General features: G+C 50.6%; 15 protein-coding genes and 1 riboswitch. Of the genes, 1 reads left to right on the top strand and 14 read right to left on the bottom strand.

Going from position 1 to position 16,150, the window contains the following annotated elements:
- Nucleotides 1–27 precede the first annotated feature (27 nt).
- The 14 genes from ACX93W_RS23505 to ychF all read right to left on the bottom strand — a co-directional run bounded on the left by ACX93W_RS23505 (nucleotide 28) and on the right by ychF (nucleotide 15,403).
- On the bottom strand, nucleotides 28–969 hold the full coding sequence (locus ACX93W_RS23505; protein WP_459394822.1) for an ABC transporter permease: 942 nt from the start codon (nucleotides 967–969) through the stop codon (nucleotides 28–30).
- A gap of 3 nt (nucleotides 970–972) precedes the next feature.
- Nucleotides 973–1,902 (bottom strand): ABC transporter permease, encoded by a 930-nt coding sequence (locus tag ACX93W_RS23500; protein ID WP_459394821.1) that lies wholly within the window; start codon nucleotides 1,900–1,902, stop codon nucleotides 973–975.
- Between the two features lie 186 nt (nucleotides 1,903–2,088).
- Nucleotides 2,089–3,792 carry a peptide ABC transporter substrate-binding protein gene (locus ACX93W_RS23495; protein ID WP_459394820.1) on the bottom strand — a complete coding sequence of 568 codons (1,704 nt, stop codon included), beginning with the start codon at nucleotides 3,790–3,792 and terminating at the stop codon, nucleotides 2,089–2,091.
- Between the two features lie 809 nt (nucleotides 3,793–4,601).
- Entirely contained in the window at nucleotides 4,602–5,072 is a 471-nt protein-coding gene (locus tag ACX93W_RS23490; protein ID WP_459394819.1) for a hypothetical protein, read from the bottom strand.
- A 246-nt stretch (nucleotides 5,073–5,318) separates the two neighbouring features.
- Nucleotides 5,319–6,566 carry a serine hydroxymethyltransferase gene (locus ACX93W_RS23485; RefSeq protein WP_459394818.1) on the bottom strand — a complete coding sequence of 416 codons (1,248 nt, stop codon included), beginning with the start codon at nucleotides 6,564–6,566 and terminating at the stop codon, nucleotides 5,319–5,321.
- 40 nt (nucleotides 6,567–6,606) lie between these two features.
- The gene (locus ACX93W_RS23480; RefSeq protein ID WP_459394817.1) at nucleotides 6,607–7,218 is read right to left on the bottom strand and encodes a TIGR01440 family protein; all 612 of its coding nucleotides are present in this window, start codon (nucleotides 7,216–7,218) and stop codon (nucleotides 6,607–6,609) included.
- A gap of 59 nt (nucleotides 7,219–7,277) precedes the next feature.
- Entirely contained in the window at nucleotides 7,278–7,730 is a 453-nt protein-coding gene (gene rpiB / locus ACX93W_RS23475; protein ID WP_459394816.1) for a ribose 5-phosphate isomerase B, read from the bottom strand.
- A 170-nt stretch (nucleotides 7,731–7,900) separates the two neighbouring features.
- Nucleotides 7,901–7,982, bottom strand: a riboswitch (ZMP/ZTP riboswitch).
- A gap of 62 nt (nucleotides 7,983–8,044) precedes the next feature.
- On the bottom strand, nucleotides 8,045–8,635 hold the full coding sequence (locus ACX93W_RS23470; RefSeq protein WP_459394815.1) for a low molecular weight protein arginine phosphatase: 591 nt from the start codon (nucleotides 8,633–8,635) through the stop codon (nucleotides 8,045–8,047).
- A 76-nt stretch (nucleotides 8,636–8,711) separates the two neighbouring features.
- The gene (locus ACX93W_RS23465; protein WP_459394814.1) at nucleotides 8,712–9,272 is read right to left on the bottom strand and encodes a manganese efflux pump MntP; all 561 of its coding nucleotides are present in this window, start codon (nucleotides 9,270–9,272) and stop codon (nucleotides 8,712–8,714) included.
- A 240-nt stretch (nucleotides 9,273–9,512) separates the two neighbouring features.
- A complete protein-coding gene (locus ACX93W_RS23460) occupies nucleotides 9,513–10,586 on the bottom strand; it encodes an L-threonylcarbamoyladenylate synthase (protein ID WP_459394813.1) in 1,074 nt (357 codons plus the stop codon).
- Between the two features lie 200 nt (nucleotides 10,587–10,786).
- Nucleotides 10,787–11,632, bottom strand: coding sequence for a stage II sporulation protein R (spoIIR, locus tag ACX93W_RS23455; protein ID WP_459394812.1), 846 nt, complete (start codon nucleotides 11,630–11,632; stop codon nucleotides 10,787–10,789).
- A 138-nt stretch (nucleotides 11,633–11,770) separates the two neighbouring features.
- Nucleotides 11,771–12,796, bottom strand: coding sequence for a peptide chain release factor N(5)-glutamine methyltransferase (gene prmC, locus ACX93W_RS23450; protein ID WP_459394811.1), 1,026 nt, complete (start codon nucleotides 12,794–12,796; stop codon nucleotides 11,771–11,773).
- Nucleotides 12,797–12,924: 128 nt separating this feature from the next.
- Complete coding sequence (prfA, locus tag ACX93W_RS23445; RefSeq protein WP_459394810.1) at nucleotides 12,925–14,001, bottom strand: peptide chain release factor 1; 1,077 nt, start codon at nucleotides 13,999–14,001, stop codon at nucleotides 12,925–12,927.
- A gap of 301 nt (nucleotides 14,002–14,302) precedes the next feature.
- Nucleotides 14,303–15,403 (bottom strand): redox-regulated ATPase YchF, encoded by a 1,101-nt coding sequence (gene ychF, locus ACX93W_RS23440; RefSeq protein WP_459394809.1) that lies wholly within the window; start codon nucleotides 15,401–15,403, stop codon nucleotides 14,303–14,305.
- A 367-nt stretch (nucleotides 15,404–15,770) separates the two neighbouring features.
- On the opposite strand from ychF, the gene ACX93W_RS23435 reads away from it, so the two are divergent.
- Nucleotides 15,771–15,914, top strand: a complete 144-nt coding sequence (locus tag ACX93W_RS23435; protein ID WP_459394808.1) for a hypothetical protein — start codon at nucleotides 15,771–15,773, stop codon at nucleotides 15,912–15,914.
- Nucleotides 15,915–16,150 lie beyond the last annotated feature (236 nt).

Genomic DNA, 16,150 nt, shown 5'->3' with positions numbered 1-16,150 from the left:
AAAGACCTCCTCTCTAGAAGAAGCTAGTTATTTTTTCAGTTTAGGATCGAATGCATCGCGCAATCCATCGCCAAACACGTTAAAGGCAAAAATCGTCAAGCTGAGGAATAGAGCAGGGAACAACAGACGCCAAGGATAAATCATCATGGCTTTAACGCCGTCGTCAATCATCGTGCCCCATGAAGCGGCAGGAGATTGAACGCCCAGACCCAGGAAGCTCAGGAACGCTTCTGTAAAGATCGCGCTTGGAACCGTCAACGTCAGGGTAACGAGAATCGGACCCATCGCATTTGGAATCAGGTGGCGGAAAATAATCCGCATAGCGCCTGCGCCAAGCGATTTGGACGCCAATGCGTATTCCTGGTTTTTGAGCTGCATAATTTGGCCGCGAACAATCCACGCCATGTTAACCCAGCCAGTAATGGACATGGCAACGATAATCGTAGTTAAACTCGGCTCCATAACAACCAGCAGCAGGATAACAACCAGCAGGTAAGGAATGGAGTAGATGATTTCAGCAAAACGGTTCATCACTTCGTCTACTTTACCGCCGTAATATCCCATAATGCCGCCGTAAATAATACCGATCACCAAGTCGATCAAAGCGGCAACAACGCCTACAAACATGGAGATTTGCGCGCCTTTAAAGGTTCTAACCAGCATGTCGCGTCCCAAATCATCGGTACCAAACCAGTGAACACCGTCAGGAGCCTTATTGGTATTGGTCAATTCATTGGTGAAATGGTCAAATGGCGCCAGCCATGGAACCAAAAACGCTGCCGCGATAATCGCAATAATGATCCAAAATCCAGTCATCGCCAGCTTGTTTTCCATCATCCGCATGCGGATATCTTGCCACGAGGTTAAACTTTTGCGCGATACCACTTCGGCGGTATAATCATCGCGTTTTAGTTTTCTGAATAATTCCGGTTTAAGCAAATCAGATGCTTTTTGTTTTTGCTCAGACATGATTTATTTGGCCCCCTTTCCGGATCGCATCCGCGGATCAACAAGGACGTATGCAATATCCGCAAGGAAACGAGTAACCATCAGCAGAACCGCATAAAAAATGGTTGTGCCCATAATGAGCGGGTAGTCCCGATTTATAACACTCTCAACAAAGAACTTCCCGATACCTGGAATCGCGAAGATTTTTTCAATAACGACGGACCCCGTAATAACACCTGCCGTGAGGTAACCCAAGTAGGTTACAACTGGAAGCATGGAATTGCGGAGCGCATGTCGCACCACGATTACGTATCCGGAAAGGCCTTTGGATTTGGCAGTTTTAATAAAATCAGAGTTCAGTACTTCAATCATTGTGGATCGGAGCAATCTCGCGATAACGGCGATTGGCCCGGATGCTAACGCAATCGTAGGCAATACATAGTCCATGGGTTCATTTAACCCCGCAACTGTAAACCATTGTAGCTTAACTCCAAAAAAGTACTGTAGTAAAGGTCCCATGACCATACTCGGTATGGCTAAGCCGATTACTGCTAAAGTCATTGAAATATTATCAAGCATTTTGCGATGATGCATAGCTGCAATGATACCGAATGCACAGCCAGCAACAACCGATGTAACAATTGCCGAAATACCCAGCCTTAAGGATGGGCCAAAAGAGTTGGCGATCATTTTATCAACCGATTGGAACTTCTTTTTCATGGAAATCCCGAGGTCGCCCTTCACGAGATTCTTCAGATACGTTCCATACTGGACAATCAACGGCTTGTCCAAGCCATAATAAGCCTCCAGGTTTTTCTGGACCTGTTCGCTGGTCGCTTTCTCCGATTGCAGGGGGCTGCCGGGGATTGCGTTCATTAACAGAAATGTGGCCGATACCAGTACAAACAGAGATAGCAGCATAAATATAAATTTGCTTGCAATATAGCGGAACATTTCGTCACCCACTCTCTTCCAAATCTTTATGTGCATTTCAAAAGGGCATATATAGTTATTCTATATATACCCTTTTGAACCTTGCTGTTGTTAGAGCAAAACCGGAAACCGATGCCGCCAAAGACGACATCGGCTCTTAGAACCGCCTTCGCTCTATGGTTGCATTTAGATCATGCAGAGTGGGTGTTAGTTCGTTTTCTTACCGTATACCCAATCAATATGTCCGGAGTAATCGGAGAATACACCTTCAATATTTGCTTTTTTCAGTGTAGGCGTAGTGTAGTAGTAAACTGGCATAACGCCCATTTCTTCGATTGCAATTTTTTCAGCTTCAGCCAACATGCTCATGCTTTCTTCTTGCGTTGCAGCAACAAGAGCGCCGTCAAGCAGTTGTTGTACTTTAGCGTTGTTGTATTTACCGTCGTTGTTGCCGGACAGCGGGTGAATCAGGTCATACGTGAAGTTGATTGGGTGGTTGATGTCAGCGCCCCAGCCGGAACGTGCGATATCAAATTGGCCAGCTTTTCTGGATTCCAGGAATGTACCCCATTCTTGGTTAGCCAGTTTTACTTCGATGCCAAGCGATTTACGCCACATGTCTGTAAGAGCTTCAGCCAGCTTTTTGTGGCCTTCGCTTGTGTTGTACAGCAATGTTGTTTCAGGGAACGCGCTCAGGCCGCTTTCAGCCAAACCTTCTGCCAACAATGTTTTTGCTTCTTCAACGTTTTCGCTGAAGTAGCCAGTGTCTGGATACATTTCGCGGAACGATTTACCGTCAAGACCTGCGATGCTTGGCGGTACAAGACCGTAAGCAGCCGTTTGGTTAGCTTGCAGAACGTTGTCGATCAGAGCTTGTCTGTCGATAGCCATGGACAATGCTTTACGTACTTTTACGTTGTCGAAAGGCGCTTTGTTATTATTGAACAAATAGTAGTAAGTCGATGCTACGGAAGTAACTTCCGCGCTGCCGTCTGCAATCAGACCAGCAACAAAGTCAGTTGGAATAGTGCCCGCTTGAGCGCCGATCCAGTCGATTTTGTCTGTTTCGTACAAGCTATATACTGTGCCTGCATCTTCAACCAAAGAAATAGTTACGTTGGTGAAGTTGATAGCGTCTTTGTTGTAGTAGTCAGGGTTTTTCTCCATAACCAGCTTGTCGTTGTGAACCCAATCCTTCAGAAGGAAAGGACCGTTGGATACGATTGTTTTAGCTTCAGTAGCCCAGTCTTCTGCAGCATCAACTGTTGCAGGGTGAACCGGCAGGTAAGTGTAGTGAGCCAGCAAGCTAGTGAAGTATGGAGCTGGAGTGTACAGCTTCACTTCAAGCGTGTAGTCGCCAGTTGCTTTAACGCCAACTTGGTCAGCGTCTGTGATTTCGCCTTGGTTATACTTTTCACCATTTTCCAAGTAATACAGCATGTATGCATACTCGGAAGCTGTTGCAGGGTTCAATGTACGTTTCCAGGAATATTCAAAATCAGCAGCTGTTACAGGGTCGCCGTTGCTCCATTTAGCATCGTCGCGCAATGTAATTGTGAACGTTTTGCCGTCTTCAGATACTTGAATGTCTTTTGCAATTGCATTTTCTGGCTCGCCGGCAGTGTTCAGACGAGTCAAACCTTCATACAAACCAGATGCAACGATGCCGGATTGAGCATCAGTCATGAGGGCTGGATCCAAGCTTGGCGGATCGCTTGCCAGTGTGAAACGGAATTCTTGAGGAGCGGCTGTTTCTCCGCCTGTCTCAGTGTTGCCGCTTCCGCTGTTTTCTGTGCCGCTGTTAGTCGGCGTAGGCTTGTTGTTGTTGCTTGTGCAAGCTGTGAGCAGCATGCTGAACGCAACAACAAGAACCAGCATAAATTGTGCCGGCTTTTTGAAACTTCCTCTCACACCAATCAACTCCCATTTTCTATTATAAATTTTGTTAAAACCAAATGTTGGGGTAAAGATGGTGAAACTTGAATCATGTTATGATAATTAACATGAAAAACTCGTTTATTCGATGTTTATCAATATACATCTTAAATTAATCAATTGTCAACTCGAAAGTTCACTTTTTTTGTCTAACCAGCCCTATTTTTTACTATTTCCTGACGTTTTTCTTTTATGAGTCGCGTTTCAGAGTTATTTCTTTAACACATTAAAGCGGATTTGCATTAATACACGATTGCATTAATGCAAATCCGCGATAATGCGGCTCTGTATTACTACTCATTTGCACTGATGCGATTAAGTATTGACCCCAAAATGTCGCCATTTTCATGTGACATCCATCATGGTGAGCGGCTTTTGAGGGAATTATAATGTATTGCAAAAAAGCTTTTTACTCTTGAAAATGGTAAGCCCGCCGATTTTCACGGCGAAGTTCTCATTTTACATAAAAGTCATATTCATACATTTATAAAGTTTAATTTCATCGATTTTGTATCAAATATAATAATGAATAAAAATATCCTCCGTGCAATTTCATTGAAAAAGAATAATCTGAATAAAGCTTATTATGCCACGTCTGCTTGCTAAAAAATCCGTCTGTCTGTCCATTAAACGCAAACAATACTCTTTGGAGGCACAAACAGGAAAAAAAGCTCCCTTATATGGATTCGGGAGCCTCTGCCGTTTCACCTTTTATTTTACCAATCGTTGTATCGTACAAGTGGAACATGATTATTTACACGAACATCATTTTATGACAGCGCGTTTCAGTTGTCAAACCTTGTCTTGCCAATCCCCTTTGCAACAGAAGCCGCCAGCGCGAAGATTGAGAGCGTGTAGTATAGAAATGCTGGCTTTGCGCCCTGAGGAGCAGAATCCGGCGTATACACAGCCCTGGCGTAATCCATAGTCCCCGAAACGGGTTTGTCATCCTCTGCGTCCAGTCTAGGCAATGAGCCGGCAACCGTGTGAATAAAGCTGTCATCTTTTTCCCCGCCTGGACCTCCATGATGATTTTGTTCCTCCAAAGCAAATTCGGCGGGATCACTGGAATCGCCGCTCGATTCAGCCTGAACAGCAGAATACCTATTTGCAGGGCCATCTATTTGAAACTCGCCACCGGAGTTAAAAAGAACATATACCATCGTTATCGCTAAAGCAGCGGCCAAAAAGGAATCGCGGTATGGCAGCAGCTTTGTTATTTTCATATGACTCCAACTAATTGTCCAAGCGTTCATGTACTGCCACCTCCCGTCCCGGTCAGTTACTTTGATTCTTTAATATAAACGTTCCGATCTCTATCAGTATGAAAGCGATTCGTAAACAGCGCATTAAATCGGTGTTAATATATGGTAAATGTTATCAGGAACGAAGGAATCCGCTTCTACAATCAAAAGACTTAAAAAACAAAAAAACGCCGCCGGGCTAATAAAAGCCCATGCGGCGCTTGTTAGATATCCAGTCAAACGTAAAGAGGATACTGATTAGTATTGAATCGACGGGTAAAGCGGGAACTTGGCTGTCAGATCGGATACCAGACCGCGAGCTTTAGTCAGCACTGCTTCGTCCTCCGGATTTTTCAGCACCATAGCAATAACCTCTGCAATAACCTTCATAGCTGCCTCGTCCATGCCGCGAGTCGTTGCTGCAGGCGTGCCGATACGAACGCCGCTCGTAATGAACGGGCTGGTTGGGTCAAACGGAATGGCATTTTTGTTGGCGGTAATGCCAACGGAATCCAGTACATGCTCCGCTGTTTTGCCCGTAATGTTCAGATTACGCGTATCGATCAGCATCAAATGGTTGTCCGTGCCGCCGGAAACAATGTTCAGGCCTTTAGCCACTAGCTCTTCGGACAATACTTTTGCGTTGTTTAGTACATTTTGCGCGTATTCCTTGAAGGAAGGCTGCAGCGCTTCGCCGAGAGCAACTGCCTTGGCTGCGATGATGTGCATCAACGGTCCGCCTTGCGTGCCAGGGAAAACCGCTTTGTCGATCGCTGCTGCCCAGGATTTGCGGCAAAGGATCAGGCCGCCGCGAGGACCGCGAAGCGTTTTGTGCGTTGTAGTGGTGACAAAATGTGCGTGCGGCACCGGATTCGGGTGAAGTCCGGCAGCTACAAGGCCTGCGATGTGGGCCATGTCGACCATGAACAGCGCGCCTACATCGTTGGCGATAGCGGCAAGCTTTTCAAAATCGATTGTACGCGGATATGCGCTTGCGCCGGCAACCAGCATACGCGGGCGATGCTTGAACGCCAGTTTGCGAACTTCTTCGTAATCAATGGTGAAGCTGTCTTCCTGCACGCCGTACGCAACAAAGTTATACAGCAGGCCGGAAGCGTTAACCGGGCTGCCGTGCGTCAAATGTCCGCCATGCGCCAGATTCATGCCAAGAACGGTATCGCCAGGTTTCAATGCAGCAAGGTATACCGCCATGTTGGCTTGAGCGCCGGAATGGGGCTGTACGTTGGCATGCTCTGCGCCAAACAATTCCTTTGCGCGGTCGCGGGCCAGGTCCTCGACGATGTCAACATGCTCGCAGCCACCGTAATAACGTTTGCCGGGATATCCTTCCGCATATTTGTTCGTAAGCACAGTGCCCATCGCTTCAAGCACCGCTTCGCTGACGATGTTTTCGGATGCGATCAGTTCGATGTTGTCACGCTGACGTTTCAATTCAAGTCCTAGCGCTTTCAATACCTCTGGGTCTTGCTTTGAGATGTTTTCCATGTTCAAGTTCCTCCTCGTTTATCTTTAATTAAGTTTGATGTTAGTTGCAGTGCCCGGAGGCGTCTTCCTGCCCGGCAGCAGGCTGAATTTCATAGACGGCGCGAACGCCGCCGATCAACTTCGGTCTTGTATAAGCCATTGTGACATGAGCTTCGCCGATTGTTATGACAGACGGCCTCACGGGCACTGCCACGGGACGCAAATGCATGCCGATGAACGTATCTCCGATATCGATGCCCGCGTGCGCTTTTACGGACTCCACCAGACAGGGGTCCTCCAGTTGGCTGTAGGCATAAGCCGCCATGGAACCTCCCGCCGTACGCACCGGAATGGCGTGTACAGGGTCCAAGCCGTATTTTTCAGCAGCGCTCCGCTCCAGCACCAACGCCCGGTTCAGATGCTCGCAGCACTGGAATACCGTAACAAATCCGATATCTCTCCGGACCGCTTCAATGCCCGCATACAGAGCTGAAGCGGTCTCTAGCGCGCCAGCCGTACCGATGGCGCGTCCCAACACCTCGCTGGTACTGGTTCCGACAACAAGCAGATGACCGGGCTTTAATCCTCCCGCTTCCGCCAACTCGCGAACCGCCGTTTCCACTTGGGATGACCAGAGCTGAAGCTCCGGCGTAACGTGATTGTTTTGACTCATGCTGATTTCCGCTCCTTTGTTACAGCAATTTCTTGCAAGAAGGGATGGGAAACGCCGGCTTAAACCGACTGTTTCTCCTCCAGCTGCATCACCTTACGAATGCGTCCTGCATGACGCTCCCCGCCCGAAAACGGCGTTTCAAGCCAAGTGCGAAGAATTTCCTGAGCCAAGCCTGGTCCAATTACCCGTTCTCCCATGGCAAGCACGTTAGTGTCGTTATGCTCGCGCGTTGCCTTGGCCGAAAACAGGTCGTGCACCAGCGCGCAGCGAATGCCGGCATGCTTATTCGCCGCGATGGACATCCCGATGCCCGTGCCGCATATCAGAATGCCGCGGTCCGCATCGCCCCGAGCCACCAAATCACATACAGGCAGCGCGTAGTCCGGGTAGTCAACGGACTGATCGCAGTCACAGCCCACATCCTGTATTTCGTGACCCAGCGATTTCAGCAGCGGAACAAGTTCATCCTTCAAGCGGTAGCCGGCATGGTCTGCGCCAATGGCTATTTTCATCGTCATCTCTCTCCTTATCGTTCTTCTCCGAATTGGGGCCATCTTCACCAGCATAAGCCCTATGTCGATAGTATACCTTTTCCTCAGACAAGAAACGACAACAAAACCAAAAAACAAGCATACCGGATCAAAACAAAAAAAGAGCATGACATGCTCCTAACAGCATGTTTGCTCTTTGCCCAGGCGACCGGCCGTATAATCCGATGCTCCACCGTGGTTAGCCCACTTCCGTCGCCAGTTACATCGGAATCCGTATATGTGAGTCCATCATATCGCAAACTTGCAAAATAATCAATCCGCTTCTGACCGCCATTTTAGCGGTTGGGGCCTAGCTTATCCAGCAGCCTGCCCAACGCTTCCTGAATTTCCTTTGAGCAGCTATCGTACGTCGATAGCGAGCCGCCAAACGGGTCGGCAATATCAAAGCTTGGAATCCGTTTCTCCAGCTCCAGCAGCCTCTGCCTTTCTTCCCTGGTTAGCTGCCCGCCGATCGCACCCCTCATCTGCATGTCGGTGTACAGGCCCTCCAGCTCCGAAATATCCGCGGTCACGGCATCATCTCTATAAACAAATTCTTTGAGCGTATAGGTCTTGTCCACGGCCGCAGGATGAAAATGAAGCAGGTCCCGCTTATGCCCGCTTGTCATGGTCAAAATCAAATCCGCCCATTCAACCGCTTCCGCCGTAAGCCGGCTCGAGGAACCGGCATGGGATATATTTTTCCTGCGCAGGGATTCCAGCGCATGGCCGGAAACGGGCAGCCCGTCCACCGTAGAGACGCCTGCCGATCGCACCGTCACAGCGATGCCTCTTTCCTGCGCCATATTCCTGAGCATAGCCTCCGCCATCGGCGAACGGCATGTATTGCCAGTGCAAACAAATAAAATCGATTTCAAAACGCCCACTCCTTCCTTCGTTGAAGAGGCACTAACTGAGTTTGGCCAGGTCCTACTCAACCTATGTCTTTCAGTCTGCCAAGGCCTAAAAAATAAACAATATGCCAAATATGAATAAAATGGCTCCGCCACAGGCTTCTCCGTATTCGCCCATATTTCCGCTTACCTTTCTCCCCAGCAGCAGACCCAGCATCGACATCAGCCCGCCCAGAAGACCAAACATGGCAATAGTCAGCCATAAATTAGCGGAGAATACGCCTAAAGTAATGCCGACAGAAAAAGCATCGACGCTGACGCTGAATGCCAGAACGAGAAGTCCCCATAACGACCGATGGTCCAGCGACCGGACTTCCTCTCCCCGAAAGGAGCTGTACATCATATGAAGGCCCAGCAGCACCAAAAGCACGCCAGCCGCAGATGTGGCCAGCTTGCCGAGCAGCCCGCTTACCAGTTGGCCCGTCCATACCCCTCCAAGCGGCATCAGCACATGGAACAGGCCGATTACGAAGCCCAGCTTGGCGATATCCCGAAGCCGAATGCCTTTCAGCCCGATGCCAAGCCCCAGCGAAAAGGCGTCAAAACCGAGCGCCAACGCAATAAACAACAACGTAAGCGCTTGTCCGATAAATGCATGAGCATCCCACACGCCATCTCTCCCCCATGTCCGCAGCGTTCTTTAAATCAACATATGCGGACAAACGGTTAAACATGTCCTTTACCACGGAGGGGCGACAGCAGCATGCATTCAAAGACAAGCTGAGATCAATCTGCCTTAAGCGTGCAGGGACTCCTTCGGCGACTGGAGACTGGCTTTAATCTGCCTCACACTTCCACTGATGCTTCGGAGCTCGTAGGAACCATCGTTGCAACCTCCGAGTGCACTCCTTTATAGCTTGATCACCTTGCTTGCAGCTTTGCTCATGCGATTCATCAAAGCCCGGCCAATGCCCTCCTCGGGGCAAGACTCTGCCCACAAGGAAACGGCCTTTTCCTCGTCGAAACGGCGAAGAGCGGCGTATAAACGGACAGCAGCTTCGTCAAGCTTCAAGCGGCTTCCCATATCCATCACGACGTCGCCTTCATAACGATGGGCGCTTTCCGAAAATGCCAGTACGCCCGTCCGTTCTCCACGTGCGGAAGCCTCCGAAAGCCGGGCCGCAATAAACGCCTCCGTCTCCTCGGGATTCCCCTCAACAAGCGTCAGCACTCCCCGAGGCGCATAATGAGTATATTTCATCCCGGGAGAGCGAGGAGCTTCCTCCTCATCTACCTCCCCATCGCCGCCTCCCAGGACGACGAGTTCCGGCAGAGCGCGCCGAAGTTTTTCCAGCGTGATCCCTCCCGGCCTCAAGATGGCAATCGTTTGCTCGTCCAGCAGTTCCACGACGGTGGATTCCAGCCCCACTCCGGTCGCGCCGCCATCCACGATGCCATCGATCAGCCCGTTCAAGTCCTCAAGCACGTGAGACGCCTCCGTAGGGCTTGGCCTTCCGGATCGATTCGCGCTTGGCGCCGCAACGGGACAGCCCGCGCGCTGCAGCAATTCCAGCGCCAAGGGATGGTCCGGCATCCGAACGCCAACCGTAGGCAAGTTGGCCGTTACCAGCGGCGACAAAACGCCCTCGCTTACCGGCAACACAATCGTCAGCGGACCTGGCCAAAATAACTGCATCAATTGTCCCGCCAGCGGCGGATAAGGCTCTACCAGCCCTTCCAGTTGGCTGGCATCCGCGATGTGCACGATCAGCGGATTGTCCGAAGGGCGCCCCTTCGCCGTGAAGATGCCTGCAACCGCTTCGCTATTGCGCGCGTCCGCTCCCAGACCGTAAACCGTCTCTGTAGGAAAGGCCACAAGCCCGCCTCTCCGAAGCGTCTCAGCGGCCTCCTCCAGCCATGCGGCCTTATCATAGCCGACACACGTATTTTCCTTATCATTAGCCCATATTTTGGTTTCCATCATCTCTGCGTGTCATTCCCTGTTCTATCCATGTATGTGCAGCTATCGAACCTTTTCCCAGTTCACGGCTATTATAGCATGTCTAAAAGTAAGTGTTCAAAAATTCAGGTTTTTAGTACAGGGAAAATGGAATAAAGCTAGAAACGATGTTAAGGACACCCCTGGGCTTGATTTGCAATAGAAAGCTGACTTTTGAACCGCCTCTAAAACAAAGATTTGAACCAATCTATGATTCGCTCAATCAGTTCCCATAAGAAAAATCGAACTTCGGGCGTTTCCTCTTCAGCATTTTGCCCTTTGGAATCCGCCAATTCGGAGGAATTGCCCTTCTGGCCTGCCGCTTCCACGCTTCCGTCTGCAAGACTTTTACCGCTTTGGCCCACTTCAACTTCCGAGGAGCTCTCACCGACTTCATTCACCTCTGAATCAGCTGCCGCTTGGGTTGCCGACGCCGCCGACGCTTCTCCCGTGGCCGCATCGATGAAGCACAATGGCGGAAACAGCACGCACCACCAATTTTGCCCTTCGCCTTCGCCGATCGTAATCAACAATGCCTCGTATTCTCCGGCTGGGTACACCTTGCTTCCATACATTTTGGTCGGAAATTGAACGTTGCCGAGAATCGCCGATGCATCATGGGCAAACCCTCTGCTCTCCAGCACGTTTGCGACAATGCCCTCTACTTCCGGAAGCCGGGACTCTATCGCCGCTCGGGCTTCAGAGATATCTTTAAGGCCAACGGCCCAACTGTTCATTGCTTTAACGACTTCATCGCGCACTACGCGTTTGACCGCTTGATCGGTAGGACTGTCGGAATTGGCCAAAATACGCAGGCGAATGGCTTCTTGCGGAATATTGCCTTGCGCTACAGCCGCGTCCATGCGGCCGGACTCCCAGCTCATAATAAGCACAAGCAGCGCCATTATAATAAAACCGTACGATTTACGGTAGGAAAATCGATAGGAATTAGCAGGTGAAGCACCAGAAATGAGATGAGTTGAAATGGAATGAGTAGATACGGAAGAATAAGAAGAATAAGTACGGGACATAACACAAGCTCCTCTCGCGCACCCGCCGGTGCGTCTGCTTGCGTTCCGGAACGCCTCTATCCCAAGTATGTCCAATCCTATTATTCTATAAACCTATTCTTCTAAAAAAGAGAAGAGAGAATGCCGCCAGCCTGCCTATCAGTTCCGATCCCCATGAGCTTCTGTGCTCACGGCTATGATATGCCGCTTGATTCCGTTCAAATCCGTCACGATGGAGATATCATCCCACATCTCCATATCCCGCATCCATGCCGCTACAATCTCCGGCTGGCCCATGCCCAGCTCAAACGCCACAATGCGCGGCATGGCAGGGAGCAGCGCCAGCTGCTCCAGCATTGCGCGGTACGGGGCCAGCCCGTCCGCCCCGCCGTCCAGCGCGAGGTGCGGCTCGTAGTCCCGCACCTCGCGCTGCAAGCCGCTCAAATCCGCCGCCGGAATATACGGCGGATTTGACACAAGCACATCGACGGCTCTGCCCCCGTCGATGGCAGTTCCGCCGCGCCCCGCCGCAATGAAGGGCGCGAGCAGGTCGCCCTGCGCAAACGCCAGCCGATCCGCCACACCGTGGCGGATGGCGTTTGCGCGGGCGACCTCCAACGCGTCCGGAGACAAGTCGGACGCGGTGATCCGCCAGCCGGGACGCAGCGCTGCAAGCGTCACGGCTATGGCGCCGCTGCCCGTGCCGACATCAACGACTGTCGGCCCGATATTTTCGCAGCCAGCAGCCCCTGCCGCATGGCTCGCTTCTCCCGCAATTAGCGTTGCCTCAAAGCTCCCCCACAAGCGGTCTGCGGCATCCAGAACGGCTTCCACCAGCAGTTCAGTCTCCGGACGGGGAATCAAAACCGATGGCGAGACTTGAAACGAGCGGCCATAAAACCAGCCCTCGCCCATAATATATTGGAGCGGTTCGCCTGTGCCCCGCCGGGCGATGACACGTCGCCATTGCTCCGACCGGTCTGCGGGAAACGGTTCGTTCCAGCGGAATAACAGCGCTGCTCTGTCCAGCTCCAGCACATGCATCAGAAGCTGCTCGGCATCGTTACGCGCCTCATCTACACCTTGACCGGAAAGCCGTTCGGCAGCTCCTGCGCAAGCTTGTCGAATCGTGCAGCCCGGCTTGAACCATTCTCCGTTTTGCCCCGCGTTTTCTTCGCTTTTCATAAATCGCTCGCCTTCTTTCCCTGTACAACGTCACTCTGCATGAGAAAACCTCTGCCGCATCCGCGTCCGAAACGCGGCCATGACGGCAGAGGCCTGGTCAGTGCTTAATCTATTGCTGCTTTGCGCTGTTACACGCCCATGCTCTCCCGCTCCATGATTTCAGCTTGCTCCGCAATCGTAAGCGACGAAATAATATCGCTCATATCGCCGTTCATCACGGAATCCAGCCTGTGAAGCGTCAAGTTAATGCGATGGTCGGTCACGCGGCTTTGCGGGAAATTGTACGTCCGGATCCGCTCGCTGCGGTCGCCCGTACCCACTTTGCTTTTACGCTCGCCTGCATATTTGGCTTCTTCTTCTTGACGGCGGATATCGTAAATCCGCGCGCGCAGAACCTGAAGCGCCTTTGCTTTGTTATCATTTTGGGATTTGCCGTCCTGACAAGTCGCCATTATGCCTGTTGGCACGTGCAGAACGCGGACAGCCGATTTAGTCGTATTAACGGATTGGCCGCCAGCGCCGCTGGAGCAGAACGTATCGATACGAATATCCTTATCGTGGATTTCAATCTCGACGTCCTCAACCTCCGGCATTACCGCCACGGTCGAAGTTGACGTATGAATACGGCCGCCGGATTCCGTCACCGGAATACGCTGAACGCGATGCGCTCCGCTTTCGTATTTCAGCTTGCTGTACGCACCTTTGCCGTTAACCATAAAAATAACTTCCTTGAAGCCGCCCAGATCGTTTTCACTAAAATCCATAAGCTCGACGCGCCAGCCTTGCGAGTCGGCATATTTCGTGTACATCCGGTAAAGGTCGTACGCGAACAAAGCCGCTTCGTCGCCGCCAGCCGCGCCGCGAATTTCCACAATGACGTTTTTATCATCATTAGGGTCCTTCGGCAGCAAAAGGATTCGCATCTGCTCTTCCAGCTCTTCCTTCCGTCCGGACAATTCCTCGATTTCCATTTTAACCATTTCGCGCATTTCGTCGTCCAGCTTTTCGCCTTGCATCAGCTTGGCGTCATCCAGCTGCACAACTACGCTTTTATATTCCGTGTACGCGTCAAATGCCTCCTGCAAATCCGACTGTTCCTTGGACAGCTCACGAAGCCGTTTGGGATCAGCGGACACATCCGGGTCACAAAGCAATTCGCTTAGCTTCTCATACCGGTCGGCAAGCGCCTGTAATCGGTCAAACACAGTTATTCACCTCTGTTTTCATTCCTGAATCTTATTCCTCAGTATACCACATCATAAGCCTTCTATCGATAGATGTTCATGATTACCAAACCATATTTCTATCCACAGATTGTACACAACCTGTGCACATCTTGTCCACAAACTTATAGCAATAATCAACAGCTCATTCACCAATCGCAAAATAGGGCGTATGAACTCCCCCGTCTCATTACATTCCAAAGTCTCCTGCAATCCAAAACAACCCGCAGCAATAACTGGTTTCTCCAGTCTTGCCGCGGGTTGTTATAGCTGTTAAAAGGGTTTAAACATTAAACCGGAAATGCATGACATCGCCATCGCGAACAACGTAGTCCTTGCCTTCCAGGCGAAGCTGGCCTCTCTCGCGCACAACCGCCATGGAGCCTGCGGCCGCCAAGTCATCGTACGATACCACTTCCGCGCGGATAAAGCCGCGCTCGAAATCGGTATGGATAACGCCGGCAGCTTGCGGAGCCTTCGTGCCTTGACGAATGGTCCAAGCGCGCACTTCCTGCACGCCCGCCGTGAAATAGGTGTACAGGCCAAGAAGCTTGTAAGCACCGCGAATCAGACGGTTCAAGCCGGATTCCGACATGCCCAGCTCTGCCAGGAACATCTCTTTGTCCTCTCCCTCAAGCTCAGCGATTTCGGATTCAACTTTAGCGCTGATCGGCACCACTTCCGCGCCTTCCTCTGACGCAAACTGGCGAACAAGCTGCACATATTGGTTGCCTTCGGTATCCCCGGCTTCTTCTTCGCTCACGTTAGTGGCGTATAGAACGGGCTTCATCGTCAGCAAATGCAAATCGCGAATCAATACCTTTTCATCATCGGACAATTCCAGGCTGCGAGCCGGCTTGTCGTTATACAGGGCATCCTTCAGGCGCTCCAGCACTTCGACTTCCTGCGCGATCTTTTTGTCTCCGGATTTCAGGTTTTTGCGCGAACGGTCGATCCGCTTCTCCACAGTATCCAGATCCGCCAAAATCAACTCCAGGTTTATCGTAGTGATATCCCCGATAGGATCAACCTTGCCTGCGACGTGGGTAATGTTCTCATCCACAAAGCAGCGAACAACGTGAACGATAGCATCCACCTCACGAATATGGGCCAAAAACTTGTTGCCCAAACCTTCGCCCTTGCTGGCGCCAGCTACCAATCCGGCGATATCTACAAATTCAAATGCGGTTGGCACGATGCTTTTAGGCACAACCAGCTCAACCAGCTTGTTCAAACGCTCGTCCGGCACCTCAACTACGCCCACGTTAGGATCGATGGTACAAAACGGATAGTTGGCGGACTCCGCGCCCGCTTGCGTTATTGCATTAAACAAAGTAGATTTCCCTACATTTGGAAGACCTACGATTCCCGCTTTCAAAGCCATTTATCAGACACTCCTCATTTTCCGAAAGTAAGCAACTCAAGACATTATACCCCAGCCGCCCCCGCAAGAAAAGCATCGGCTCAAATCCTGTCTTGCCGTTCACCATTTCGTCAACGGCAACTCATTACTCATTACTCATTACTCATTACAGCATCTATCGACGACGAAAACCCACTTCACCCATAAGTACTTCCTTAACATGCAATTAATCTGACTAATTTTCATTGCAAAGACGCAGCACAGGATGGCATCGTCAAACTGGACAGAGAACGCGGGTGGGCATCGTCAACCAAGACAGTGAATACGGTGGTCAGGGTAGAGCGTGCCAGAGAAAGACATACTAAGGTCAAGGAGGTGGATCTTCGTTATGGAAAACAAAAAGCACAGAGGCAATTATAAAGGAACAACCGCTATGGAGGCCAAAAATCAGGACATGGCTTTCGTAAACGACAACGTAGAGGACGCCAAATCCGTATCCAACTTTTCGGGCAAAAAGAAAAAAACTGATTAACGGTCATCGATGACCGCCAGAGCAGCAAAATGCATCATTAGTAAAATCTAATGGACGTTTATGTCCGCCAGCACCCTAAAAGCAATAAAAACGCAGCAAAAAAGTGCTCTTATGGCACTAGCCTTGCATAGAACCTGACATGCATTGTATTGGAAAGAATTCATATACATGAATTCCAACATCAATCAATATTTTACAGCGGTATGGGAGACCTCATTGCCAAAAAATCTATGCTT

This window comes from Paenibacillus sp. CAU 1782, assembly GCF_054551715.1.
This window is presented reverse-complemented; position numbering and strand designations above follow the sequence as displayed.